The 23,304-nt window shown below is 61.7% G+C and carries 18 protein-coding genes; 4 read left to right on the top strand and 14 right to left on the bottom strand.

The genetic code is table 11. The annotated features are described in order from the left end of the window. Positions 1–2: 2 nt before the first annotated feature. The 3 genes from ACEN9F_RS04210 to ACEN9F_RS04200 form a co-directional block, all read right to left on the bottom strand. Positions 3–1,301 carry an MFS family transporter gene (locus tag ACEN9F_RS04210; RefSeq protein WP_413418136.1) on the bottom strand — a complete coding sequence of 433 codons (1,299 nt, stop codon included), beginning with the start codon at positions 1,299–1,301 and terminating at the stop codon, positions 3–5. Between the two features lie 92 nt (positions 1,302–1,393). Further along, on the bottom strand, positions 1,394–3,397 hold the full coding sequence (locus ACEN9F_RS04205; protein ID WP_413418134.1) for a hypothetical protein: 2,004 nt from the start codon (positions 3,395–3,397) through the stop codon (positions 1,394–1,396). 125 nt (positions 3,398–3,522) lie between these two features. After that, complete coding sequence (locus tag ACEN9F_RS04200) at positions 3,523–4,419, bottom strand: DUF535 family protein (RefSeq protein WP_413418132.1); 897 nt, start codon at positions 4,417–4,419, stop codon at positions 3,523–3,525. A gap of 262 nt (positions 4,420–4,681) precedes the next feature. On the opposite strand from ACEN9F_RS04200, the gene galE reads away from it, so the two are divergent. After that, positions 4,682–5,689 (top strand): UDP-glucose 4-epimerase GalE, encoded by a 1,008-nt coding sequence (galE, locus tag ACEN9F_RS04195; protein WP_413418130.1) that lies wholly within the window; start codon positions 4,682–4,684, stop codon positions 5,687–5,689. 80 nt (positions 5,690–5,769) lie between these two features. Here galE and fcl read toward each other — a convergent pair whose 3' ends face one another. From fcl to ACEN9F_RS04175, 4 genes are all read right to left on the bottom strand, one after another. Next, entirely contained in the window at positions 5,770–6,816 is a 1,047-nt protein-coding gene (gene fcl / locus ACEN9F_RS04190; protein WP_413418128.1) for a GDP-L-fucose synthase, read from the bottom strand. Positions 6,817–6,927: 111 nt separating this feature from the next. Continuing rightward, positions 6,928–8,094 carry a GDP-mannose 4,6-dehydratase gene (gene gmd, locus ACEN9F_RS04185; protein WP_413418126.1) on the bottom strand — a complete coding sequence of 389 codons (1,167 nt, stop codon included), beginning with the start codon at positions 8,092–8,094 and terminating at the stop codon, positions 6,928–6,930. Positions 8,095–8,130: 36 nt separating this feature from the next. Then, positions 8,131–9,525 (bottom strand): exopolysaccharide biosynthesis polyprenyl glycosylphosphotransferase, encoded by a 1,395-nt coding sequence (locus tag ACEN9F_RS04180; RefSeq protein WP_413418124.1) that lies wholly within the window; start codon positions 9,523–9,525, stop codon positions 8,131–8,133. 41 nt (positions 9,526–9,566) lie between these two features. Next, entirely contained in the window at positions 9,567–11,255 is a 1,689-nt protein-coding gene (locus tag ACEN9F_RS04175; protein ID WP_413418122.1) for an FAD-dependent oxidoreductase, read from the bottom strand. A 407-nt stretch (positions 11,256–11,662) separates the two neighbouring features. Between ACEN9F_RS04175 and ACEN9F_RS04170 the strand changes: the two genes are divergently transcribed. Continuing rightward, a complete protein-coding gene (locus tag ACEN9F_RS04170; RefSeq protein ID WP_413426962.1) occupies positions 11,663–11,896 on the top strand; it encodes a hypothetical protein in 234 nt (77 codons plus the stop codon). Between the two features lie 6 nt (positions 11,897–11,902). On the opposite strand, the gene ACEN9F_RS04165 is transcribed toward ACEN9F_RS04170, so the two are convergent. Then, positions 11,903–13,258 carry a lipopolysaccharide biosynthesis protein gene (locus ACEN9F_RS04165; protein WP_413418120.1) on the bottom strand — a complete coding sequence of 452 codons (1,356 nt, stop codon included), beginning with the start codon at positions 13,256–13,258 and terminating at the stop codon, positions 11,903–11,905. Between the two features lie 268 nt (positions 13,259–13,526). Here ACEN9F_RS04165 and ACEN9F_RS04160 point away from each other — a divergent pair, with 268 nt between their 5' ends. Both ACEN9F_RS04160 and ACEN9F_RS04155 read left to right on the top strand, forming a co-directional pair. Beyond that, the gene (locus ACEN9F_RS04160; RefSeq protein ID WP_413418118.1) at positions 13,527–15,806 is read left to right on the top strand and encodes a GNVR domain-containing protein; all 2,280 of its coding nucleotides are present in this window, start codon (positions 13,527–13,529) and stop codon (positions 15,804–15,806) included. An 84-nt stretch (positions 15,807–15,890) separates the two neighbouring features. Next, positions 15,891–17,114, top strand: a complete 1,224-nt coding sequence (locus tag ACEN9F_RS04155; RefSeq protein WP_413418117.1) for a glycosyltransferase WbuB — start codon at positions 15,891–15,893, stop codon at positions 17,112–17,114. Between the two features lie 27 nt (positions 17,115–17,141). Here ACEN9F_RS04155 and ACEN9F_RS04150 read toward each other — a convergent pair whose 3' ends face one another. From ACEN9F_RS04150 to ACEN9F_RS04125, 6 genes are read right to left on the bottom strand one after another with little or no spacing between them, the layout of a single operon-like run. Then, complete coding sequence (locus ACEN9F_RS04150) at positions 17,142–17,900, bottom strand: ChbG/HpnK family deacetylase (RefSeq protein WP_413418115.1); 759 nt, start codon at positions 17,898–17,900, stop codon at positions 17,142–17,144. After that, positions 17,894–18,478: a putative colanic acid biosynthesis acetyltransferase gene (locus ACEN9F_RS04145; protein WP_413418113.1), complete on the bottom strand. Its 585-nt coding sequence runs from the start codon at positions 18,476–18,478 to the stop codon at positions 17,894–17,896. The genes ACEN9F_RS04150 and ACEN9F_RS04145 overlap by 7 nt, the downstream gene beginning before the upstream one ends. A 37-nt stretch (positions 18,479–18,515) precedes the next feature. Continuing rightward, a complete protein-coding gene (locus ACEN9F_RS04140) occupies positions 18,516–19,676 on the bottom strand; it encodes a glycosyltransferase (protein WP_413418111.1) in 1,161 nt (386 codons plus the stop codon). After that, positions 19,673–20,755 (bottom strand): glycosyltransferase family 4 protein, encoded by a 1,083-nt coding sequence (locus tag ACEN9F_RS04135; protein WP_413418109.1) that lies wholly within the window; start codon positions 20,753–20,755, stop codon positions 19,673–19,675. The genes ACEN9F_RS04140 and ACEN9F_RS04135 overlap by 4 nt, the downstream gene beginning before the upstream one ends. Further along, a complete protein-coding gene (locus ACEN9F_RS04130; RefSeq protein WP_413418107.1) occupies positions 20,752–22,074 on the bottom strand; it encodes an O-antigen ligase family protein in 1,323 nt (440 codons plus the stop codon). Before ACEN9F_RS04130 ends, ACEN9F_RS04135 begins: the two co-directional genes overlap by 4 nt. Continuing rightward, entirely contained in the window at positions 22,071–23,264 is a 1,194-nt protein-coding gene (locus ACEN9F_RS04125; RefSeq protein ID WP_413418105.1) for a glycosyltransferase family 4 protein, read from the bottom strand. The genes ACEN9F_RS04130 and ACEN9F_RS04125 overlap by 4 nt, the downstream gene beginning before the upstream one ends. Positions 23,265–23,304 lie beyond the last annotated feature (40 nt).

Below are 23,304 nucleotides of genomic sequence, written 5' to 3'. Positions count from 1 at the left end.
CTTCAGTGATCCGTATGCAGATACGACGGTGTCTTGGGCAGGCGCAAGCTGACCAGGAAGGCGATCACCATCATGATGGTGACATAGATGAAGAACCAGTTCTCGTGCCCCAGGTTCTTGAGCGAGAGACCGACGAATTCCGCCGAACCGCCGAAGATGGCGTTGGCGATGGCGTAGGACAGTCCGACACCCAGCGCGCGCACTTCCGGCGGGAACATTTCGGCCTTCACCAGGCCGCTGATCGAGGTGTACAAGCTGACGATGGCCAACGCCACGGTGATCAGCGCGAAGGCGAGGTAGCTGCTGTTGTTCCCGCGAAGGATTTCGAGGATGGGATACGTCGCCAATGCCCCCAGTGCGCCGAACAGCATCATCGAATGGCGGCGGCCGATACGGTCGGCCAGCATGCCGAACAGCGGTTGCATGCACATATACAGGAAGAGCGCGCCGGTCATGACCACGCTGGCGGTCTTGGCCGGCATGCCGGCGGTGTTGACCAGATACTTTTGCATATAGGTGGTGAAGGTATAGAAGATCAACGAGCCGCCGGCGGTATAGCCGAGCACGGTGAGGAAGGCGGCACGGTGATGCTTGAAGATGCCGGCCAACGTGCCCGCTTCCTTTTTATTCAAGTCTTCGGCCTTGCTGGTTTCGTGCAAGGTCCGGCGCAGCACCAGCGACACCAGCGCCGCAATGGCGCCGACCACGAACGGGATGCGCCAGCCCCAGGCCTTGAGCTCGGCCTCGGTCAGGAACTGTTCCAGTATCACCACCGTCAACACGGCGAGCAACTGGCCGCCGATCAGCGTCACGTACTGGAAGGAGGAGAAAAAGCCGCGCTGGCCGCGCAGGGCGACTTCACTCATATAGGTCGCGGTGGTGCCGTATTCGCCGCCTACCGACAGGCCCTGGAACATACGGATGATCAGCAGCAGTATCGGTGCGGCGACGCCGATGCTGGCGTAGGTCGGCAGCACCGCGATCGCCAGCGAGCCTGCGCACATCATCAGCACCGACACCACCATCGACTTCTTGCGGCCGACACGGTCCGCGATGCGGCCGAACATCCAGCCGCCGATGGGACGCATCAGGAAGCCCACCGCGAACACTGCGGCCGACTTCAGGAATTCCGCGGTGGAGTTACCGCTCGGGAAGAACTGGCTGGCAAAGTAAATCGATGCGAAGGAGTAGACGTAGAAGTCGAACCACTCCACCAGGTTGCCGGAGGACGCGCTGATGATGGCAAAGATACGCTTGCGTTTCTCTTCGGCGGAATAGTGCGGCTGGTCGGTGACGGTCATACATGTACCTCAGGAAATGAAACGATTGTAATGCATCCGAGGTGAAGCTGCAGGAGAGCAAGCAAGGCTGTGCGCCTGCCCGAACGGATCGCTTACCAGTCCCTGCGGACCCGCAGCATGGCGAATGGCTGGGTACGGGTGATGTTGTGCTCGACGAAGTCGACGCCGCCGGCCAGCCGGTCGCCGGCATAGTGGGTCCGGTCATAGGTGATGACGCGCCCGGCAAGGTTGTTGAGTTCCAGCGTCACCATCATGTTCGACGCTGGACGGTAGTTGACGAAGGCGCGGGCCCAGCCCGTGCCGCTGCTGCTGTCACGTTCGGCGACCTGCCAGTTGTCGTTGCTCCAGCCGTTGTCGACGGAAAAGCCCCAGGCCGTTCTCTGGCGCGGCAAGTCCTGCGAAAACTCGATCCGCCATGCCAGCGGAGATTCGCCGGAAAGCCGGCGCGTCTCCAGCGTAGTGGGGTCGGTGACGGACGAGGAGCGCCACGTGGTCGACAGCTTGAGCAGTCCCTGCGGCAGGGACCAGCTGTCGGTGGGCAGGTTCAGCAAGCCGGTGACGCTGTCGGCGTTGGCGTCGCCGATATTGCCGGCGGTGTCGTAGGTTGCCGACGGTGTGCGGATCGGCATGCGGTCGATGACGTCGCTGATGTGCGATTGCGTGTAGGTCAGCATGGCGGCACCCCGTTCCCAGAAACGGTATTCGACCGTGCCTTCGCACAGCCAGGTCTTGGCCGGCACGACGTCGGGGTAGCCGGCCCGGAGCGTTTTGTCGGCGATGCCGAAATACGCGGCGGCATCGCCAAAGTTCAGCTGGCTGATCTCGCGCTCCATGCGCAAGCGCAGCTGCAAGGACGGCGAAGGCGACAGCGACAGGCGCAGGCGCGGCTTGGGATAGACGTAGGCCTTGGGCTCCGCCTGATCGGCGCTCATGCTCAAGCTGGCGTGCGAGATCTTCAAGCCGGCTTCGGCGCTGAGCGAACTGTCGACTTGCCATGCCGAAGACAGCTGGCCCTCGACGCGCGATTCCTGCACCCAGGCGCCGCCGGCGGGCGAGGCCGGGGCATAGGCGTTGGCCTGATAGGTGTTGCCGCTGTCGTTGGTGTTGACGGCGCGTTCAAAACCGCCGCGTATCGTGACGCCGTCCAGCGCCTGCCAGCTCAGTTGACCCGCGAGGATGTGCTCGCTGGCCGTGGTATTCGCGATCCAATACGAGGTGTTGCCGCCCGAGGCAGTCGTCGATTCGGCGGCTGCCTCGGCGGTCCGATAGAGCGCCTTGAGGTCCATGCTCGCGCCATGCGCCAAATCCCGGGTATAGGCCAGGCCCTGTTCCAGCGTGCGTCCGGCATTGTCGTTGCTGTTCAGTGTAGCCGTGACGGCATCGTTGCGGGCCTGCGACTGGTAAGTCCAGGGATTGACCGCGCCATTCCAGGTCAGTTGGCCGTCCAGCAAGTCTTGTCCATAGTTCAGCTTCACCGTCTTGTTTTCGGTAATGCCGGCGCCCTCGATCGCCACCTCGGCGGCGGGGGACGGGTTGGCATACAGCGTGGTCCGGTGCCCATGTCCTTGCGATGTATCCGGCGACCGGGTCCAGCCCAGCGTGACGTTGATGTTCTTGTCGCCGCGTTTCAGGCTGTAGCTGCCATCCAGCGAGGGCTGCAGGCTGCCGTCGGGCATGACAGAGCTGGATGCGCTGGTGGTGGCGGAAACCAGGTCCATCTGTTTGAGCAGGATGTTGGCCACGGTGGCGTAGCCCTGCATATCGATGCCGCCCGCGCCGCCATTGATCACGTCGATGCGCAGGACGCCCGCCGCCGGGATGCGGCCCAGCACGTCGCCGAGCGGATCGGTTTTGGAGGTGGGGCGCTTGCCGTTGATGAGTACGTTGCCGGCCGCGCCACGCGCCGCATTCCCGCCGTCGAAGACGAAGCCGGGCAGGCGGGTCACCATGTCCATCGCGGTCCCGGCCTGAAACTGCGTGAAGTAGTCCGGGTTGTAAGACTGGGGCGGAGCCCCCTCGGCGGCGCCGGCAGGGCCTGCGGCGGCAAGCGCGCAGGCCAGCAAGACTGCATGGCGGAGGGGTGTCGAGTGTCTCATATCAACATTGTGCAATGAACACCGTGAGTGCGCAATTGCGAAATTCACCAATTGAGCGCTTTCATTGACTTCGTTGAGGAGCGGCGGGCAGAGGCCATATGGCCCGTGCCAAGCGCTCCAGGGACTTATCTTGTTCGTTCCAGATTAATACTGTTTCTCAGGGAGTGACAAAACGTGACCAGCATCTCATGTCTTTTCTTTGCCTCGGATCTTTTTTTCGATGGAACCTTGTGAATATTGAGCGGGTCCAGGTCAGCGCAGGTCAATTGGAAGTCGCCGTTCGGTAATCTGGCTGCGCCCATCTCCACCCAGAGGGTGTCGTAGTCCGCGTAAACCTGCGCTTTCCTTATTGCGTAGTCGGCGGCGCGGTTGGTGTTCCCAACTAGAAATATATCCTTGCAGCCGAATTCATATGCCAATTGCGTGACCAGGTAAATCATTATGTTTTTTGGCCGCAATCCATAAAAATCCCTGGTTGTCATGCGTACACATTCAAGGCGGTTTTCTCCGTTGGGCCCTTGGATGCACCCAATTCCCACCGCCATTCCATAGCCTTTTTTGAAAAAACTGAAGGCGACAGAATAGATGGTCCTATCGCCATGTGTTAGTTGCAGCAATAAATCGCCTTCGCGTTCCATCGGCGCCACCGCACTGAGTTGGAGCTGGTAGGCGCTGCCATGTTTGCCTTCGATCTCACATAGCGGCACGCGGCCCCGCGCCGCGCGAACCAACAGCGAGCCGAAGCCGAGCTGCAACATGAATTGGTAATGCGCGGAAAGCACAGAAACAATTTCCTGGCAGTTCATTTTATCGTTTAGATACGGATGGTAAATCTTGCTGACCAATTTAGGACATGCCCAAGTCAATTGTCTCAATGCGGAATTGGAATTAAGAAATTTCAACCAGCGGTGAGTTTGCTGTGGATAGCGGGCTGCACGCAAGATCAGTTTGGCAAGCTCCCTGAGGTAGAAGGTGCTTAATGGTATTCCGGAAAGATTCGTCCAAAGCGTTATGTGTTGCATTGTCGGGATTCCCTTTTTGTTCGGCAAGTATATTAAATAATGTGCTCGGAAATGTGTTTTTCTTCGCGTACATACTTTTTAGCGTTTGATCTATTTTATCTTTGAATTTCAGACTCGGCTAAACAAGATTTTTATTTATCTTGATAGTTGTCAATGCAATTCTGTTGTGCGATGTGAAGATATACGTGGATTCATCTTGGCTCGGAAAACACGGATTTTTAATCATCGGCGAATGTGTGCAACGCTATGCGGAGTCGGCTTTATGAAGATACTCGTTACCGGCGGTATGGGTTATATCGGTTCCCATACGGTCGTTGAATTATTGAATGCAGATCATGATGTCGTCGTCATCGATAATCTCTCCAATGCTCAAGCGTCGGTATATGACCGCATTCATCGCATCACCGGCAGATCGTTTCCGTTTTTGAAGACCGATTTGCGCGACCGCGCCGGAGTCGAGGCGGCATTTGCCGGCCATCAGATCGACGCCGTGATCCATTTCGCTGGACTGAAGGCGGTCGGCGAATCGGTCGCGCAGCCGTTGCGGTATTACGACAACAACGTCGCCGGCAGCCTGGTGCTGGTTGAAACAATGGCGAAGTTTGGAGTCAAGTCACTGGTGTTCAGTTCGTCGGCCACGGTATATGGCGATCCCGCCGCGGTGCCGATACTCGAGCATTTCCCGTTGTCGCCCGCCAATCCCTACGGCCGCAGCAAGCTGATGATCGAGGAGATACTGCGCGATCTTCAGCGCGCCGATCCTGGCTGGCGCATTGCACTGTTACGCTACTTCAATCCCATCGGTGCCCACGCCAGCGGCCTCATAGGCGAGGAGCCCGAGGGCATCCCCAACAATCTGCTGCCCTACATTGCCCAGGTTGCCGTGGGCCGGCGCGACCTCCTGTCCATCTATGGCGGCGATTACCCGACACCGGATGGTACCGGGATTCGCGACTATATCCATGTGGTAGACCTGGCGCATGGCCATTTGCGGACGGTGGCAAAGTTGGCGGAGTCAACGGGTTTGCTGACATACAACCTGGGCACGGGCAAGGGCAGCAGCGTGCTGGAAATGGTGCGGGCCTTTGAGAACGCCAGCGGCCGGCACATTCCTTTTCAGATCGTGCCGCGTCGCAGCGGTGATATCGCCGCCTGCTATGCCGATGTGAGCCTGGCCGAAGGGGAGTTGGGCTGGAAGGCGGAGCGCGATGTCAACCAGATGTGCGCGGACGTCTGGCGCTGGCAGTCGGTTTCCGGCAACCAGCTGTAGGGACCCGACGGGGCGCTCGCTTCCGTGCTCCCGGTGGCCGTCCTGAGCGCCAGCCCAGCACGGCCACCGGGAGCACGCTCTTATGCGTATGAGCTCACGACATAATTCTGCCTCCACTGCCTCGATGGCAAGTCCAGCGCCCGCGCCTGGATCTGGCTCCGGTCGCTCGCGTTGATGCGGCAAAAGCTGTGGTAAGCCTCCTGCAGCCCGGCCTCCAGTTCGACTTGGGGGCTCCAGCCCAACTGTTCCATCAGGGATATATCCAGCAACTTGCGAGGGGTGCCGTCAGGCTTGCTGACATCGAAGGTGATTTTCCCAGTGTAGCCGGTGACGCGGGCGATGAGATTCGACAGCGTCCGTATCGTCATGTCTTTCCCGCTGCCGATGTTGATATGGGACGACATGGGGCTGATCTTGGTTTTCAGGATGCCGTCGTCGATCGACATGACGTGGCAGCAGGCATCGGCCAGGTCGTCCACGTAGAGAAAGTCGCGCCGGGCGGAGCCGCTGCCCCACACCACCACCTCCTCATCCTGCCGCATTTTGGCCTCGTGGAAGCGCCGCATCAAGGCCGGGATGACATGGCCGTTTTCCATGTCGTAGTTGTCGCCGGGGCCGTACAAATTGGTGGGCATCACCGTGTGGTAGGAGGTGCCGTGCTGGCGGTTGTAGCTCTCGCACAGCTTGATGCCGGCGATCTTGGCCACCGCGTATGGTTCGTTGGTCGGCTCAAGCGTGCCGGTCATGAGGTATTCCTCCCGGATTGGTTGCTGCGCCATGCGGGGATAGATGCAGGAGGAACCCAGGAAGAGCAGTTTTTGGATGCCGTTGTTCCAGGCTTCATGGATGACGTTGGCCTCGATCATCATGTTGTTATAAATGAAGTCGGCCGGATAGGTATTGTTGGCGTGTATGCCGCCCACAATGGCTGCCGCCATGTAGATTTCGTCCACGTGTTCCGATTTGAAGAAGGCGCGTACTTCTGCCTGACTGGTCAGGTCGAGCTGCGCGCGGGTGCGTGTCAGAATATTGCGGCAGCCGTGCCTTTTCAGTGCCCGGACAATCGCTGATCCGACCAGGCCTTGATGGCCGGCCACAAAAATGCGGCGCTGTGAACTTTGTTGCATGATAGTGGACTCCTGAAAATAGCTGCTCCGTCGGGAGCGCGCTGACCACCAAATTGAAAACTCTGGCCATGCCGGTCAGCAAGGTATTGCCAGAGGGGCTGCTTATCGCAGTTATTGGGTGTGCAAAATAGGCCGATGGCCCTGTTCACTGAGCAGTATGTATTTGCGCAGCGACGTCAGCTCCGCTTGCACCATCTCGCTCACCAGTTCGGTGAAGGTGCAGAGCGGGCGCCAGCCCAGCTGGCGGTGCGCCTTGCTGGCGTCGCCCAGCAGTGTCTCAACCTCGGTGGGACGGAAGAACGCTGGATCAACCCGCACGATCACCTGGCCGGGTTGGAATCCCCCGGCGGACGCTCCCCGCGCCTGCCGTACGGTGGCGGTTTCCCCGGCCCCGCTGCCTTGCCACTCCAGCACCAGCCCAAGTTCGGCGGCGGCGGCGTCGACAAAATCGCGCACGCTATATTGCAGGCCGGTCGCGATCACGAAGTCCTCCGGCACGGCTTGCTGGAGCATCAGCCATTGCATGTGGACGTAGTCGCGGGCGTGCCCCCAGTCGCGCTTTGCGCTGAGGTTGCCCAGGTACAGGCAATCCTGCAGCCCGAAAGCCATGCGGGCGAATGCGCGCGTGATCTTTCTGGTCACGAAGGTTTCGCCGCGCCGCGGTGATTCATGGTTGAACAGGATGCCGTTGCAGGCATAAATGCCGTAAGCCTCGCGGTAGTTGACGGTGATCCAATAGGCGTACAGCTTGGCCACCGCATAGGGACTCTGCGGATAAAACGGCGTGGTTTCGCGTTGCGGAACTTCCTGCACGCGGCCGTACAGTTCGGAGGTCGAGGCCTGGTAGAAGCGCGTGCTGTCTTGCAGGCCGAGCGTGCGGATGGCCTCCAGCACGCGCAAGGTGCCCAGCGCGTCGGCGTTGGCGGTGTACTCGGGCTCCTCGAAGGAGGCGGCAACATGGCTTTGCGCCGCCAGGTTGTAGATTTCATCCGGCTGCACCTTCGCCATGATACGAAGCAAGGAGTTACCGTCCGTCATATCCCCATGGTGCAGGAAGAAGCGGCTGTCGGCCGACGCGTCTGGACAGAGATGGTCGATGCGCGTTGTATTGACGGACGAACTGCGCCGTTTCAAGCCATGTACGTGATATCCCTTGTCCAGCAGGAGCTCGGTCAGATAGGCCCCGTCCTGGCCTGTCACGCCAGTAATGAACGCGGTTTTGGGACGATTGCTATCGCTGGTTTGCTTGAAAGGTACGCCTGTCGTGTCTTTGATCATATTGCTTCCTCAGGATGTGGTGGTTGCGATGCTTGTTTAGTAGACGTTTTTGCCTTTCCAGCCCCGCCATGCGGTGAGCGCTATGATGCGAATGTCCAGCCAGATGGACCAGTTCTGGATGTAGTACAGGTCCAGCTGTATGCGCTTTTGCATCTTCTCCACGGTGTCGGCCTCGCCGCGATGCCCGTTGATCTGGGCCCAGCCCGTGATGCCCGGCTTGACGCGGTGCCGCACCATGTAGACATCCAGTAAGTCCTTGAATATCTCGTTGTGGGGCAGGGCGTGCGGCCGCGGTCCCACCACGGACATGTGGCCAAGCAGGACATTGATAAATTGGGGAAGTTCATCGAGACTGTTGCGTCGCAGAAAACTGCCGACCGCATACAGGCGCGGATCATTCTTCGTAGTCTGTTGAAACGCGCCGTTGTCCGCGCCGACATGCATGGTGCGGAACTTATAAATGGAAAATATTTTCCCGTCGAGTCCCAGCCGTTTTTGTTTAAAGATGACCGGACCGGGCGAGGAGTATTTAATCATCGCCGCGATAACCAGGAATACCGGTAGTAATGCTGTGATCGCTAATATGGCGACAGTTTTATCGAGCATCAGTTTCTTGATCGGGCCCAGGCCCTGGCGATCCGGGGAGTTAATATCAAGCGCCGGCATATTGAGCACGGTCGTGGCCTTCTTATTCAGCACCGGCACGCTTAAAATATCTTGTATCCAGCGAATGTCCACCAGCGTGTTTCGCAAAAGGTATTGAAAACTATGCAGCTCGCCCGACTGATTCATGGGCACCGTGATCCATATTTCCGCGATGCCGTGCGTGGTGACATAGTCGGCGATCTCATGCTCGCTATGGATTTGATGGACGCGGCTCCAGTCGAAGGTGGTGTTGCGCCGGCTGCCGATGAAAACCGCGCTCACGGCATAGTTTTTCTGACCGAGTGTGCGCTGGTACATTTCCCAGGCCAGCTCGCCGCTGCCCAGTATCAGCACTTTTTTCGGGGCCAGGATGGACGGCGGCGGCATCAGCCTGGCGAGCGTGGCCCGGAAAATCAGGAGCAGCAGCGATAGCGCGAAGATGCTCCCGGCAAGCATGGCATAGATGATCCTGGCCACTTCCGGGATGATGATGGCGACCGCCCCGAACATCGGCAGGAATACGCCCCAAGTCATGTGCATTGCCGGCCCGTTTTTTCTCCGGCGCAGGCGCCAGGCGTAGTAATAAATGGCTGAAACGATGATGGGCAGCAGTATCAGGACGGAATAGTCCGCGAATATCCTGATCAGCGGCGGACTGTCCGGCGATAGCGGGCGCGCCAATTGATGTCCCATGACATTCCAGTCTCCGGGACGGTTCCAGAGGTCTTGCAGCCGCGATATCACGTGCGGCAGGGAACGCGGATCGATGAGGGAAAAGGGGCGCATGCTGGTTCTCGATAGGTACGGGTGTCATCTCTGCTGCGCTGTCATATGACGATCGCGTCGGGCCCGGATGTCGCGTGCAGCGTGGCCGGGGCCTGCCGCAGCACCGCGTCGGGACGGCTGAGCGTGTCCGCCAGGTGATCGGCCAGCCGCAAGGCCAAGGCCGTCAGCGTTATCGTGGGGAAGTTCGCCCCCGCGGTGGGGAACAGCGAGCTGCCCGCGACGTACAGGTTGCTGATGCCGTGCACCCTGGCGTTGCGGTCGACCACGCCTTGCTCGGGCGCATCGTGCATGCGCGTCGTGCCCATGTGGTGCCATGTGCCCTCGTACTCGAAACTGGGGGGCCAGTCGCCGCCCTCCAGCGGCGGGTCGAGTTCGACGTCGGCCACCTTGCCGATCCGCAAATCCTCGGCAATGATGGCGAGCGTGCGGTCGATCGTGCGCTTGACCTGTGGCGCCAGGCGCCATTCGACCCGGACCCGCGGCATGCCCAGGCTGTCCCGCTCGGTCGTCGAGAGCGTCACGCGGCTGTCCGGGTCCGGCAGGGGTTCGACGATGATCTGGAACTTGACGTCGCGGATCAGCATGCGCGGCTGGAACACGCGCGTGAAGCCATATCCCAGGGTATCGAGCGGGTGGCGCAGCATGACTCCCATGTCGTGCCGCAGGCTCCACCCGGCCTGTTCTTTTTGCAGCGCCGCTTGCTTGCATCGCAGCAATGCTTGTGCGGCCTCGCTGCCTTCGCCGGGGAAGGTCGACATAAACCAGACGCGGGCGTTGAGCAGGCGCTCCTGCTGGAGTGTGGCCGGCGTCAGTGCCAGTTGCGCGGCGATATGGGTGTCGTGGGCGGCCACCGCGCTATTCATGTAGTGGAATTTAATGTCGTAGAGTTTGTTCCGTTGCCAGCCGCTGAGGAAATGCAGCTGGCCCGACTGCAACCGGGGATGGTCCATGAAATACCGGCCTACCAGGTCGTGGCCGTTGCCTAGCCCGGCGGCCTGGACTTTGTTTGAGGCCAGCAGCAGGCGCGCATTTTCAATGCCGCCGGTGGCGAGGACAAACAACCTGGCGCTGACCGTCATGTTTTTCCCGCACAGCGTGGCGACCTGCACCTTGCTGACCGTGGAGGCTGTTTTATCCGTATCGATGTGCGTGACGTTGGCATTCAGAAAAACCTTGATATGGCGCGAATTGGCCAGGTCCTTGCGGTACACCTTGCCGAAACGTAGCGGTGGGCTGAACTGCGAGATGGTGTCGCGCACGCGGCCGCTGGGCAGCGGCATGCGGCGCACATCGGTGCGGCCGATGGCCTGTTCCCAGAACGCGGGTTCAAAGTTATCCGGCCCAAGTTGCAGGAGCTTCTGGGCGCGGCGGTAAAACGGCAGCAGCTCGGCCAGGTCGAGGGGCCAGCCGCTGTGGGCGATCCAATCGCGTTGCTCGAAATCCCATGGGTCGAGCGGCCTGCACCATCCCCCCCAGCAATTGCTGCTGCCGCCGAGGTAGCGGCTGCGGCAACCGTCGGCGAAGCGGTATGGCAAGCCCACGGCGGTGCCGCGGTACAGGTCGCGGCTGCCGTCGTCCGGGCTGAAACCGCCGCTTTCAAGGATGCAACAGTCAATACCCTGCTGCTCCAGTTCCAAGGCCAATGTGATGCCTGCGGCACCCGCGCCAACGATGCAGACCGTGGTGGCGACATTGGTGCCCGATACAATATTCCTGGTATCGAAAAACATCTTTATTTTCCTTATTTTTAAGCGGACAGCGCAGTGTGTTCAAGAAAAGTTATTTCCTATTTGATAATTTATGGTAGCCCAGCATATTCCATAGCATTTTGTAAAATATCAAGGGATAGGCACCGTTGTTTTTTTGTTTTAAATGCCAGATGGAATTAATTTAAAGATTATGTTTATTAACATTAATTTTTGAGCGCGCAGCTTCTCGCATATTATTTTTTTTGAATGCCGGATGCGCTTGTTTCGATACGCGCCGAAGTTTTCTGGAACCAATTTACTGTCGTCAAGTCCAAGAAGACTGGAGTCACGGATGACAGAGGAATGAATTGAAACGGAAGCGAGAACCAAACGGCGCCGCCACGACCGGAGCCGGCGCTTATCAGGAGCGGCAGCCGGGCACTGCCGATCTGCTCGATGCGCTGATCAAACGCCTGGAATTGAAGAATGACGCGGAACTATCGCGCTTGCTGGAGGTGGAGGCGCCCACCATCAGCAAGCTACGCAACGGCAAATTGTCCATCGGTGCATCGATGCTGTTGCGCATGCATAGGGTCAGCAATGTCAGCGTCAAGGAGTTGCGCGCCCTGATGGGCGACCGGCGCGACGTATTTCGCGGAGCGGTAGACGCAAAATTGCGCTAGCCAGGCTTACAGTTTCAGGCGTGGCGGCTGCAGGACGGCGAGCGTCAGCGCGCGCGCGCGCAGGTCGAGCAGGGTGAGCGAGCGCCGTATCACCACGAACGCCATCGTCAACTCTCCCGCGAGCAGGGCCAGGGCCACCCCGTGCAATCCCAGCGGCTTGGCCAGTTGCGAGGCCAGCGCCAGGACCGCTGCGCTGCTCAGGATATAACTGCCGGCTATGTACGCATGCCGGTTGGTGGCCGCCTGCAAAATAAAACTGCCGAACCACAGGGCGTTGGCGACCATGACCAGCAACAACAGGCCCAGCAGAATGAGGTCCGGCTTCACCGCGCCCCGGGTCCAATATTGCACGATCCAGCCGCCGGTCCACGCCAGGCTCACCGCGCCGCAAAGCGCGATCCACAGCGAATACTGGACGGAACGCTGGTGGAGTGAACTGACCAGGGCGTCGTTCTGTTCGCCGTATGCGATGGAAATCTCCGGCCAGATGCTGTGGTTGACGATCGCCAGGCTTTGCGTCACCAGCCGGGTGAGGGTGCGCAAGGCGGTGAAAACGACTACGGCGGCGGGATTGAGCACGATACCGATCAGTAAGGTGATGCCTTGCAAACCGAGCGCGTTACCGAGCGGGAAACCCATAAAGGCGATGGACGGCCCCAGCAACAGCCGGATTTCCGCCTTGCTCGCGTGCGCGTATCCGATGCTGAGGCCGGGGACGATCTTGCGCATCAACAGCACCATGCAGACGGTCGACAGCACGCGCATGGCCAGCATGATCATGATCGCCTGCAGCGGCGTGGCGCCGGCCACGACACCGCTTAACGTGGCCAGGAATTCCGCCAGGCGTCCCAGGTTGTTGCCGAAAATTCCCAGCGCATAACTGCCGCGCGCGCGCAGGCCGGCCATCGCCAGGCCCGCGAAAAAATCCAGTGCCACCATCAGTCCGAGCGTAAACAGGATCAACGAGGTGTCGGTCGCGTCAATATGGTGTAGCGGCAGTATAGGCCAGTGGCTTTGCACCGCGGCGAGCGCGGATACCGCAAGCAAAATCAGGCCGGACGCCAGGCAGACCACCGCCAGCGCGCTTTGAAAAACCGCGGTGGCCTTGTCGGTGTCGCCCTTTGCCATATGCATGGTCATGTCATTGGCCGCCACGCTGACGAATCCCAGGTCGCCCAAGGTGAAGTAGGCGGCGAGGGCGCTGAGCATCAGCCATTCGCCGTAGAGCTCGATACCCCATATGCGGAGAAATACCGGCAGGCCTAGCAGTTGGATGGCGGCATTGACCACTTGGCTGAAACCATTGGCCATCATGCCTTTCAATATTCTGGAATTCACCATATGGGTTTTTTTAGGGGACATCGGAAGGCGGCGTCAATCGGCTTGGCGCGATGGCAAGCCACCGGCGTTTTATTGTCGGCGACTCCCGCCGGGGCGCTCTTGCGCTGGCTCAACACGGGGCATCGCCATCACTTTGTTATAGCGCAAAGGTGCGCACCGTTCGGATGTTTACGATTGAGCGGGCGGCATGGTCTTGCTGCCAGTTTGCCCGGGGTTGCTCGCCGCGCGTATGGGCAACTTCCTGTTCCCTGGTCAATTCTCCATGCAAAGTCACGATACCTATACACATATGAATTCTATTGACTTCCCGGTCTCCAGCGCTACCGCAGCTGGCAGTGATGCGGTACGGCCCCTCGCCAGCGCGGGTGCCGGCGAAATCGAATTGCGGGCTTATCTGCAGTTGCTGAGGCGTAATCTCTGGCTGATCCTCGCGACCATGCTGGCCGCAGGCTCCATCGGCGCCGCCTATGCCTACCTGGTGACGCCGCAATATGAGGCCAATATGCTGTTTCAAGTCGCGGAAAGCAGTACCAAGGAGGCGAAAAATATTATCGGCGAAATGAATTCGCTGTTTGATGTCAAAACGGTGGTCGCGTCGGAGATGGAGTTGCTGCGGTCGCGCGGCGTCGTGGCCAAGGCGGTGGACCAGCTGGCGCTGTGTATCGAGGTCTCGCCGCGGTATCTGCCGGTGGTCGGCCGCGGGCTGGCGCGCTACAATCACCAGTTGTCCGCGCCGGTGATGATCGGCCAGCGCGGCTATGCGTGGGGGGCGGAGCGGATCGAACTGGCGGAATTCAATGTGCCGGAGGCCTTGCTGGACGTGCCCTTCCTGTTGACCGCCGAGGCTGGAGATCGATATCGGTTGCGGCGCCAGGACGGCGGCCTGGTCCTGCAAGGCCGGATCGGCGAGCGCTTGCATGGAACGGCGCAGCTGGCGGGACTGGAATTGCTGGTGACGCAGTTGCAGGCGCGGCCGGGGATCGAGTTCATGCTGCAGCGGCGGCCCCGGCTGGCGGTGATCGAAAGCGTGCAGGCCGTATTGCAGGTGACCGAACTGGGCAAGCAGTCCGGGGTGATCAAAGTCAGCTGGCAGGGCGACGATGCCAGGCAAGGCAGTGCGATCCTAGCGCAGATCGCGCAAGAATACCTGCATCAGAATCACACGCGCAAGACCGAGGATGCCGAAAAATCCCTGGCCTTGCTCAAGGAGCAATTGCCTGATCTGAAGCGCGAACTGGAGCGCACCGAGGCCCGCTACAACGAATTCCGCAATGTGCATGGCACGGTCGATGTGGGTGAGGCCGGCAAGATCGGCTTGCAACAATTGGCGGCGGCCAATGTGCGGCGCGCGGAAATCGAGCAGAAGCGGGTCGCCATGGGGGCCCAGCTGTCGTCCGCGCATCCGGCGATGATCGGCGTTGATGCGCAGCTGAAAGACGTCAACCGCGAAATCAGCCAGATCGAACTGCAGATCAAGGCGCTGCCGGCGCAGGAACAGCAGATGGTGCGGCTGGCGCGGGATGCGAAGGTGCAGGCTGACTTATACACGGCCCTGCTCAATACCGCGCAGCAGCTGCGCTTGATCACCGTCGGCCAGATGAGCAATGTGCATCTGGTGGACGAGCCGATGACGCGGCTGCGGCCGGTCTCGCCCAACCGTGCCAGCGTGATCACGATCGCGATCGCCTTCGGCCTGATGCTGGGCTTGACCATCGCCGTGATGCGCGGCGCGCTCCACGATACGATCGAGGATCCGCTGACCATCGAGGCCTGGTTCGGCCTGCCGGTTTGCGCCGCCGTCGCGTATAGCCGCTGGCAGCAGAAGCTGATGCAGCGGCACCGCGGCTCCGGTACGCTGCCGCTGCTGGCGCGCAGCGCGCCGGGCGACGCCGCCATCGAACATCTGCGGCATTTGCGCGCCATGCTGCTGCATACCCGGCGCCAGGGCAACAATGTGGTGTTGATCGCCGGCGCCGGCAGCGGTGCCGGCAGTTCCTTCATCGCCGCGAATCTGGCCGTGGTGCTTGCCGCGGCGGATATCCGCGTGCTGTTGATCGACGCCGATCTGCGGCATGGCCAGCTGCACCGCTATTTCGACCAGGAACGGGGTAGCGGCCTGGCCGATCTGATCGCCGGGACGCAGCCGCTGGAGCAGGTCGTCCGGCGCGACGTATTCGACCACCTGGACGTCATTTCCGCCGGCAGCCCGACCTCGACCCCGGCCGAGTTGCTGCTGCACCGGCGCCTGGGCACGGTGCTGAAGACCCTGTCCTCGCGCTACGACCTGATCCTGATCGATGCCTGCGCGCTGCAACCGTGGTCCGATACCGCCGTGCTCGCCACCCACGCCGGCATGACGTATGTGGTGGTGCGCGCGGGCGTCACGACCCGGCGCAACATGGTGGCCGCGCTGCATCAACTGCGCCTGACCGGGCGCCGCCCCGCCGGCGTGATCGCCAACGCCAGCAAGACCGTGCCGGTGCGCGCCTCCTTCCGCGCCGCCGCCGGCGCCAGCCAGGAGGGGGCCGACCTGTCGCCGGTGATCGCGCTGCGCCAGGAACCACATTGACTCGCCATGGATCCGGGGCGGGCCCGTGCCTGACCGGGACCCGTCGCGCCCATGCCGTCCCCGGTATTGATATGGAGCCAATGCATGAGAATTCTGATATACGGCATTAATTTTGCTCCCGAACTGACGGGTATCGGAAAATACACCGGCGAGATGGCGGCGTGGTTCGCCGTCAGGGGCCATGAGGTCAGGGTGGTCACGGCGCCGCCGTACTACCCGGCGTGGAAGATCGATCCATCGTACCGGGGGTGGCGCCAGCTGCGGCGTGTCTGGCACGGCGTGCAGGTCTGGCGCTCGCCGCTCTGGGTGCCGTCGCGGCCATCGGGGGGCAAGCGGCTGCTGCACCTGGCGAGCTTTGCGCTGTGCAGCTTCCCGCTGATGCTCTGGCAATTGCTGTGGCGGCCGCAGATCGTCTGGCTGGTCGAGCCGCCGCTGTTTTGCGCCCCGGCCGCGCTGCTGGTTGCCGGGCTTTGCCGAAGCAAGGCCTGGCTGCATGTGCAGGATTTCGAGGTGGACGCGGCATTTGCGCTGGGTTTGCTGGCCGGCACGCGCCGGCGCCACGTCGTCTCGTATTGCGAAGCGTGGCTGATGCGCCGTTTTACCCGGGTCTCGACGATCTCCGCGCAAATGGTGCGCAGGGTGGCGGGCAAGGGCGTCGATCCGCAGCGCGTGGTGTTTTTCCCCAACTGGGCCGACCTCGACGCCATCCAGCCGCTGCTGCGCAGCAGCAGCTACCGCGAGTCGCTGTCGATCCCGGAGTCCGCCGTGGTCGCCCTGTATGCCGGCAATATGGGCGGGAAGCAGGGACTGGAGATATTGGCGTACGCCGCGCGGCTGCTGATGAACGAGCCCGGCCTGCATTTTGTCTTCTGCGGCGACGGCGGCGGCAAACTGGAATTGCAGCAGCAGGCGGCCGACCTGGCGAACGTCCGCTTCATCGATCTGCAACCGATGGACCGGCTCAACGATTTGCTGGGGCTGGCGGACATCCATCTGCTGCCGCAGCGGGCCGACGCCGCCGACCTGGTGATGCCGTCCAAGCTGACCGGCATGATGGCCAGCGGCCGGGCCATTGTCGCGCTGGCCGACGCCGACACCGAGCTGGGCCGGGTGGTGGCCTGTTGCGGCGTGGTCGTGCCGCCGGGATCGCCGCAGGCGTTCGCGGCCGCCATACAGGCGCTGGCGCGCGACCAGGCCCGCCGCGTCGAGTTGGGGCGCTTGTCGCGGCTGTATGCCGAATCTTCGCTGGGAAAAGAAGCCATCCTGGCCAGCTATGAAAAAGCGCTGGCCTTGTCGCTGACGGCATGACGCATGCGCGGGCGGCGGCGATGCCCGCTACCTGCGCAGCAGGTCGCGATACGAGGTCAGCTGGGACGAGGACGGCAGCGCGCGTACCGCCGCCGCCAGATCCTGCTTGTAGATGCCATCGATCAGGCCGCCGGTGTTGGACCAGACGGGCCTGACCGTCATTTCAACCATGCCGCGCGGCGCCAGGCAGGCCTGGTCCAGATGCCGGACCGTCGACAGGTCGCAGCTATAGGGCGCGCCGCGCAGTCCGGACACGCCGAACAGCACATTCATGCTGCGCTTGTAGAGCTTCTTGTGCCACGCGCTGCGATGGACCGTGTCCGCGCTTCTGACGTGCGGCACCTGGTGGCTGCGCAGCGCCCACAGCGCCACCATGCCTATCGTCAACTCGGTGTGAATTTGATCGCGCGATCCGGCATGCGTCAGGTGCAGCCCGTGTTGGCGGCAACGTTGTATCTGCGCGCTGAATTCCTCGTACAGCAGCCGCACATCGGTGCGCGTCAGCAGGATGCGCTGATGCCGCCGGTAGCGGAAGCGGCCGAGCAGGTCGCAGAAGACCGGATGGCGCCGGATGTCGGTGGTGAGCGGCATGCCGCTGCTCAGGTTGAGCTGGATGCCGATCCGGTCCGCAAAACCGTCCCGTGTCGCCAGGGCGCAGGCGGCGTCGAAAGCGGGGGCGTTGGCAGCCAGGGTCGCGCTTGAAATCAGGCCCAGCTGAAATGCGGCCGCCACCGCCTGGTTGGTTTCGGCGTTCTCGCCGTAGTTGTCGCTATTGATAATCAGCATGCTTGGTCCTTTTCTGTGGATGGCACGACGGTCGCCGGCAGGCGCGGCTTGACCGGCACCGCCGGCGTCCCCATGCAGACCATCCCGCCCGGCATATTCTTGAAGACGGCGCTGCGGGCCCCGATCACCGCCCCGACACCGATGTGCACGCCCGGTCCGACGAACACGTCGGCGGCGACCCAAGCCTGGTCGCCGATGCTGATACGGCGCGCGCGGATGCTGAAATCGGTTTGCTGATAGTCATGATCGCCGGCGCACAAATAGCTGCGTTGGGACACCACGGCGTGGGCGCCGATCGCGATTTCTCCGAGCGAGTAGAGCACCACGTCATCGCCGACCCAGCTGTAATCGCCCAGGCTGAGCTTCCAGGGGTAGGTGACGGTGACGCTGGGCCTGATGATGACGCCCTTGCCGACCTGCGCGCCGAAACGGCGCAGCAACCAGCGGCGAAAAGCATAGGCGACTTGCGGCGAAGGGTGAAACAGCGTGGCCTGGACCAGCCACCAGAGCTGGGTACGGAGTGCCGAACGGCCGCGAAAGCCGGCCGGCACCCTGAATAGCGTGAGGTTTTGAAACATGGTTGCTCTCCGTGGTCGAATGTGCGTAAGGGCGTCTTCAGACCTGCGCCGCGTCGGGCTGCAGGATATGGGTCAGGTCGCGCGCCGCGATGTCGATCGAGAAGCGCCGGGCGAAACATCGGTGCGCGGCATCGGACATGGCAAGACGCGCCGCGGGCGTCAGCGCCAGCCATTGTTGCAGGCCGTCGGTGGTGGCCTGGACGGTATCGGTGCCGACAATGCCGGCGTGGTCGGCCTCGATCTCGCGCCAGATATTGACCTTGTCTGAAATCAGCACCGGCGTGCTGCAGGCCAATGCCTCGATCACCGCGATGCCGAAGTTTTCCTGGTGCGACGGCAGCACGAACAGTTCGGCGGCCATGAACGCGCCCCACTTCATATCGCCTTCCAGCATGCCGGTCCATTCGACGCGGTCCGCGATGCCGAGTTCGGCGCAGCGTTGCCTCAGCCGGTCCGACAGGCCGTCGTGGTCCGGGCCGCCCATCACCAGGCATAGTTGCGGATCGTGCGCGGCGACGCGGGCATATGCCTCGATCAGCAAGTCGCAGCCTTTTTTCTCGTGGATGCGGCCGAGGAACAGCAACACGCGCTTTCCTTGCAGCCTGGGGTAGGCGTGCAGGAAGCGCGCGCCGGCGGATGCCTGCTGCGGCGATACGGGCGCGGTCCCCAGCGCGGCCACGGCTTCGGTGCAGCGGTACAGCCAAAAGGATTGGCGCGCCAGCAAGCGCTCTTCGCTGCACGTGAAAATCACCGCGCGCGCGTCGCGCAACACGCGATATTCGGCCCAGGGCCAATACAGCCATTTCTTCAGGTGCTTCAGTGGATAACGGCGCTTGAACCAGGGGTCCAGCATGCCGTGGGTGTACACGTAATAAGGCGTGCCGCTCCCGGCCAGTGCGCGCCAGGCGGCCAGTCCGCAATGCTGCCACAAGCCGTTGACGATCACGGCATCGTAGTTGCCGGCATGGGCGCGCAGCCAGGGCACCAGGCGCTTGCAATAGCGGTAGCCAAAGCTGGCCGGTCCCAAGGCGTGGACCGGCAAGGGATAGCCGCGCAGGAAGCCGGCGTCGGCGACATCCAGGCTGGCAACCTCGACGACATGCCCCTGGCGGTGCAGCTGCAGCGATAATTGACGCAGAGCCTCCATCGGGCCGCCGCCGCGCGGATCGAGCGAGGGCACCAGCTGCAGCAGCCTCATGACTGCTGCACCGTGGCGGCATCGCCGACGCCCGGCAGTTGCACCAGCAGATTGGGGAACCACGCGGCCGGGTGGAATTGCGCGGCCAGCTTCTTGCCGTTTTCCGCCATCGCTTGCAGTTGCCCGGCGTCGAGACTGCTCATCTTGGCCATGGCCGCGGCGAGTCCGTCGACGTCGTCCGGCTTGATGGTGTAGCCGTTGAAATTATTCTTCAGCAGGTGCACCGCCGCGCCGCAGCAGGCACTGCAAATCATGGGCAATCCCGCGCTGGCCGCCTCGTGGATGGCGACTCCCCAGGGTTCCCAATGGCTGGGCATGATGAATGCCTGGTGGGACTGGAGCAGACTGGGCAGCTGTTCCGGCTGGATGAAGCCGTGCAGGCGGGCGCCCGGCGGCAGTTGTTCGGGCGAAATCTCCTGGCCGGCGCCGTACAAGTGCAGTTCCCAAGGACGTGGCGTGTGGTCGCGATATTTGGCGTAGGCGTTGATCAGCGTGTGTATGCCTTTCTCCCGCGACAGCCGGCCGACATAGATGAACCCGCGCGGCAGCGGATCCGGCGGCGGCGGCTGATAGAAGCCCGGATCGCAGGTGAACAGGCCGTCGACAATCCGGTTCTCGGCAAACCCCAGGCGCCTGGCAAATTGATACTGGCGCTCGCCGGGGACGAAGGCGTAGTCGAAATACGGTTGTATCAGCCGGCGCGACATCAGGGAGCCGAGCATCTGGCGCGGCGTGGCTTCCCACTGATTGTCCATGGCCAGCAAGCGCACCGCGCGGCCGGCATACTGGCGGGCGATGCGCATGTAGTTGGGGTGGTTCCAGCCGGAGATGATCAGGATATCGGGTTGCATCTCCTCCAGCGCGTTCGCCAAGGCAACGGGGTCGATGGAGTTCGCGTTGTCCCACACCATGCGCGAGTTCCCGTTGCGAAAGGTATTATTGTCCAGCTTGTACGGTGCCTTGGCGCCCGACTTAAAGCAGGAGAGCAAGACCTGCGCCCCCGACTCTGTTGCGGAATTGATCGCGGCATACAAATAGCTGGCGGGGTGGGACCACAGAATGGCAAGTCTGATCGTCATATGGGACTCCAGGCGGAAGCGGCGGGGCCGTTGTATCGGTTCTTTGCCGCATCGGCGTTCAGGATGGTTTTTAAGCCGAGCATGCAGTAGATCACCAGCAGCGACCCCGGATTGCCAAGCGATAGCAGGTAGCGGGCGACCACTGATTCCATCAGGATGAAGATGAAGATGCCGAGCGCCACCGATTTGCTCAAGTCCGGTTGATGCCGGATGCTGGCTGTCAGCTTGAACAGGCCAGTGATGAGGAAGCCGACGAACATCGTGGTTGCGAAGAGGCCCAATTCATATAACATCGTCAGGTAGCCGCTGTCGATGTTATAGCCCAATAAATCCTCGCTGCCGGTGCGTAAGCCATTGCCGATCAAGATGCTTTGCGGCGATGCCAACCATGCTTCGAACAGCCGTTCCCAACCGTCGGTGCGGCCGGAAAGCCCGGAGTTGACGCCGCGGTAGTCGTTGTCGAAGGCGAGCATCGTGGTCAGGTAGCTTTGCAGCGCCTTCAGGCCGCCGCTGGCGAGCATGACGATGACCACCAGGCTCAGGCAAAGGAACACATTTCTGCGCATGCGCCGGTTGTCCCAGATCGCCAGGATTTGCAAAACCACGATGGCGGTCAGGGAGGACAGCGTGCCTCCGCGCGAAGAGGTGCCGACGCAGACCACGAGTGCGACTCCCATCAGCAGCAGCGCGGCGTAGCGCAGCAGCTTGTTGGTCCTCAAGTGCAGAAAGTAGCAAAAGAAAACAATCGCAAAGGTGCCGCACATATGGCCCAGCAAGTTCGGATGCAAGCCCAGCGGCGTGTAGCGCAGCAGTCCGGCGGCCAGGTCGATCTGGATCGAAAGGGCCAGCCGCAAATCGCCGGCGGAGGTGGCCAGCAAGGTGACCAGGATGGCGGCGGCGGCGCAGGCAAAGCTGTTGAGCACCGTACGGAATGCGAGATCATAGGTGATCGACAGGATGGCCAGGGTGACCAGGAAAAACATCAGCGAAAATTGGGCGAAAAAAATGTCCGGACCTTTGATATTGGCCAGCAGCGATTGCAGCGGAATAATATAGATCATCAGCAGCGAGAACGGCGACAGCTTGCTGCCGAGGGGCGCGGGGGGCAGCGCGCCGCCGCGGGCCTGCAGTTTTTCCAGCAGCAAAAACACGCTTTGCAGCATCAGCAAAAATAGCGACGCCATCTGGCAATACTGTCCGTAACCTGGCACCGCCAGAAACATCAGTATATAAAACGACAGCACCAGCGGTATCCTGATGTGCGCATCGGTCCCTTGCTTCGGTCCGCGGAGGTCGGATCCCGGCCGCAGTATCTTCATGCGGGGAGCCCTTTGCCGGCATTACGATGCGAAGCGCAGACGTCCCGCAGCATGGCGTCCATCAGCTCGCCATATTGATGCCAGCCGCCCAGCGAGCCGACCCGCGCCAGCGCGGCATCGCGCATCCGCTCCTGCAGTCCGGGATCGTCCGCCAGCCGCTGCAGCCGGTCTGCGATCGCGTCGGCGTCGCGGATGGGAACGATATAGCCCTCCTTCCCATCCTCGATCAGGTCGAGCGCGCCGCTGTGGCGCGACGAAATAAGCGGGCAACCGCAAGCCATCGCTTGCGCCTGGACCAGCGCGAGTCCCTCCTCGATGCTCGGCAGGACCATCACGTGGCTGCGGCTCATGATGTGCTTCAGCTTGGGTTGCGACACGTGGCCGAGCGTGACGATATCGTCCTCCGCCGGGGCATGGCGCTTGAGCAGGCTGGCGCCATCCGGACTGATGCCGCCGACCAAAGTGAGGCGCTTGTTCGGATGTTGCAGGCGATGGAATGCCTGCAGCAGGTAACCGATCCCCTTGCGCACAGAAACGTTGCCAACAAACAGGACATCGAAACGGTCCCGCTCGGGACGCGCCACGCTCTGGAAGCGTTGAAGATCGACACCGTAGGGGACGACGCGCAATTTGGACGGCGTCACGCCTTGCTGGATAAACGAATCGTAGACGAAGCCGGATGGGATGGTGATGCGGTCTGCCAGTTCATACTCTGCCTCCTCGCGCTCGATGACGCGCGGATCGATGCCGTGATAGGGCAGCGACCATCGCTCGTGCTCTTCGGCCATGATCTGTTCCAGGAAGCGGATGTGCGAGGAGCCACGGTCGCATACGTAGCGGATGCCGCGCGCCTTGGCGGCCCGGCCGGTGCGCAGCGCCGAGCCGGAAAGGCCGACGAAGACATCGCATTCCCCCAGCGCGCGGGCGGTGTAGCGGTCAAAGCTGATGGCGGCCCAGTGTTCCCACAAACGCCGCGAGCGGACATCCAGCGCCTGCCGTATGCGCGGCAACGCCATATACGGTCCTTGCAACCAGGGGAAGGTATGTATCTTCTCCGCCGGCAAACCTTCCTGCTTGAGCTTGAAGGCGGGATAGCCGGTGTAGATCGCCGCCAGGGCTTGGCGATGCTGCAGCTGGCGACCCAGGTCGAAGGTATGGAACTTGCCAATAGTCGAAAGACTTACCTTCATGCCTGCGTCTCCTAGCCGAGCAAAAAATGCCGATGTGCCG

Source organism: Duganella sp. CT11-25 (assembly GCF_047302815.1).
GTDB lineage: Bacteria > Pseudomonadota > Gammaproteobacteria > Burkholderiales > Burkholderiaceae_D > Rugamonas.
The sequence above is the reverse complement of the archived record's forward strand: the minus strand, read 5'-3'. Positions and strand labels throughout refer to the sequence as shown.

What these genes read in the sequence shown, in the direction of transcription:
- ACEN9F_RS04200 (WP_413418132.1), bottom strand. Translation starts at nt 4,419, where the DNA reads ATGCAACACATAACGCTTTGGACGAATCTTTCCGGAATACCATTAAGC.
- ACEN9F_RS04150 (WP_413418115.1), bottom strand. Translation starts at nt 17,900, where the DNA reads ATGCTGATTATCAATAGCGACAACTACGGCGAGAACGCCGAAACCAAC.
- ACEN9F_RS04175 (WP_413418122.1), bottom strand. Translation starts at nt 11,255, where the DNA reads ATGTTTTTCGATACCAGGAATATTGTATCGGGCACCAATGTCGCCACC.
- ACEN9F_RS04125 (WP_413418105.1), bottom strand. Translation starts at nt 23,264, where the DNA reads ATGAAGGTAAGTCTTTCGACTATTGGCAAGTTCCATACCTTCGACCTG.
- ACEN9F_RS04135 (WP_413418109.1), bottom strand. Translation starts at nt 20,755, where the DNA reads ATGACGATCAGACTTGCCATTCTGTGGTCCCACCCCGCCAGCTATTTG.
- ACEN9F_RS04165 (WP_413418120.1), bottom strand. Translation starts at nt 13,258, where the DNA reads ATGTCCCCTAAAAAAACCCATATGGTGAATTCCAGAATATTGAAAGGC.
- ACEN9F_RS04210 (WP_413418136.1), bottom strand. Translation starts at nt 1,301, where the DNA reads ATGACCGTCACCGACCAGCCGCACTATTCCGCCGAAGAGAAACGCAAG.
- ACEN9F_RS04160 (WP_413418118.1), top strand. Translation starts at nt 13,527, where the DNA reads ATGAATTCTATTGACTTCCCGGTCTCCAGCGCTACCGCAGCTGGCAGT.
- fcl (WP_413418128.1), bottom strand. Translation starts at nt 6,816, where the DNA reads ATGCAACAAAGTTCACAGCGCCGCATTTTTGTGGCCGGCCATCAAGGC.
- ACEN9F_RS04145 (WP_413418113.1), bottom strand. Translation starts at nt 18,478, where the DNA reads ATGTTTCAAAACCTCACGCTATTCAGGGTGCCGGCCGGCTTTCGCGGC.
- gmd (WP_413418126.1), bottom strand. Translation starts at nt 8,094, where the DNA reads ATGATCAAAGACACGACAGGCGTACCTTTCAAGCAAACCAGCGATAGC.
- ACEN9F_RS04180 (WP_413418124.1), bottom strand. Translation starts at nt 9,525, where the DNA reads ATGCGCCCCTTTTCCCTCATCGATCCGCGTTCCCTGCCGCACGTGATA.
- ACEN9F_RS04130 (WP_413418107.1), bottom strand. Translation starts at nt 22,074, where the DNA reads ATGAAGATACTGCGGCCGGGATCCGACCTCCGCGGACCGAAGCAAGGG.
- ACEN9F_RS04205 (WP_413418134.1), bottom strand. Translation starts at nt 3,397, where the DNA reads ATGAGACACTCGACACCCCTCCGCCATGCAGTCTTGCTGGCCTGCGCG.
- ACEN9F_RS04155 (WP_413418117.1), top strand. Translation starts at nt 15,891, where the DNA reads ATGAGAATTCTGATATACGGCATTAATTTTGCTCCCGAACTGACGGGT.
- galE (WP_413418130.1), top strand. Translation starts at nt 4,682, where the DNA reads ATGAAGATACTCGTTACCGGCGGTATGGGTTATATCGGTTCCCATACG.
- ACEN9F_RS04140 (WP_413418111.1), bottom strand. Translation starts at nt 19,676, where the DNA reads ATGAGGCTGCTGCAGCTGGTGCCCTCGCTCGATCCGCGCGGCGGCGGC.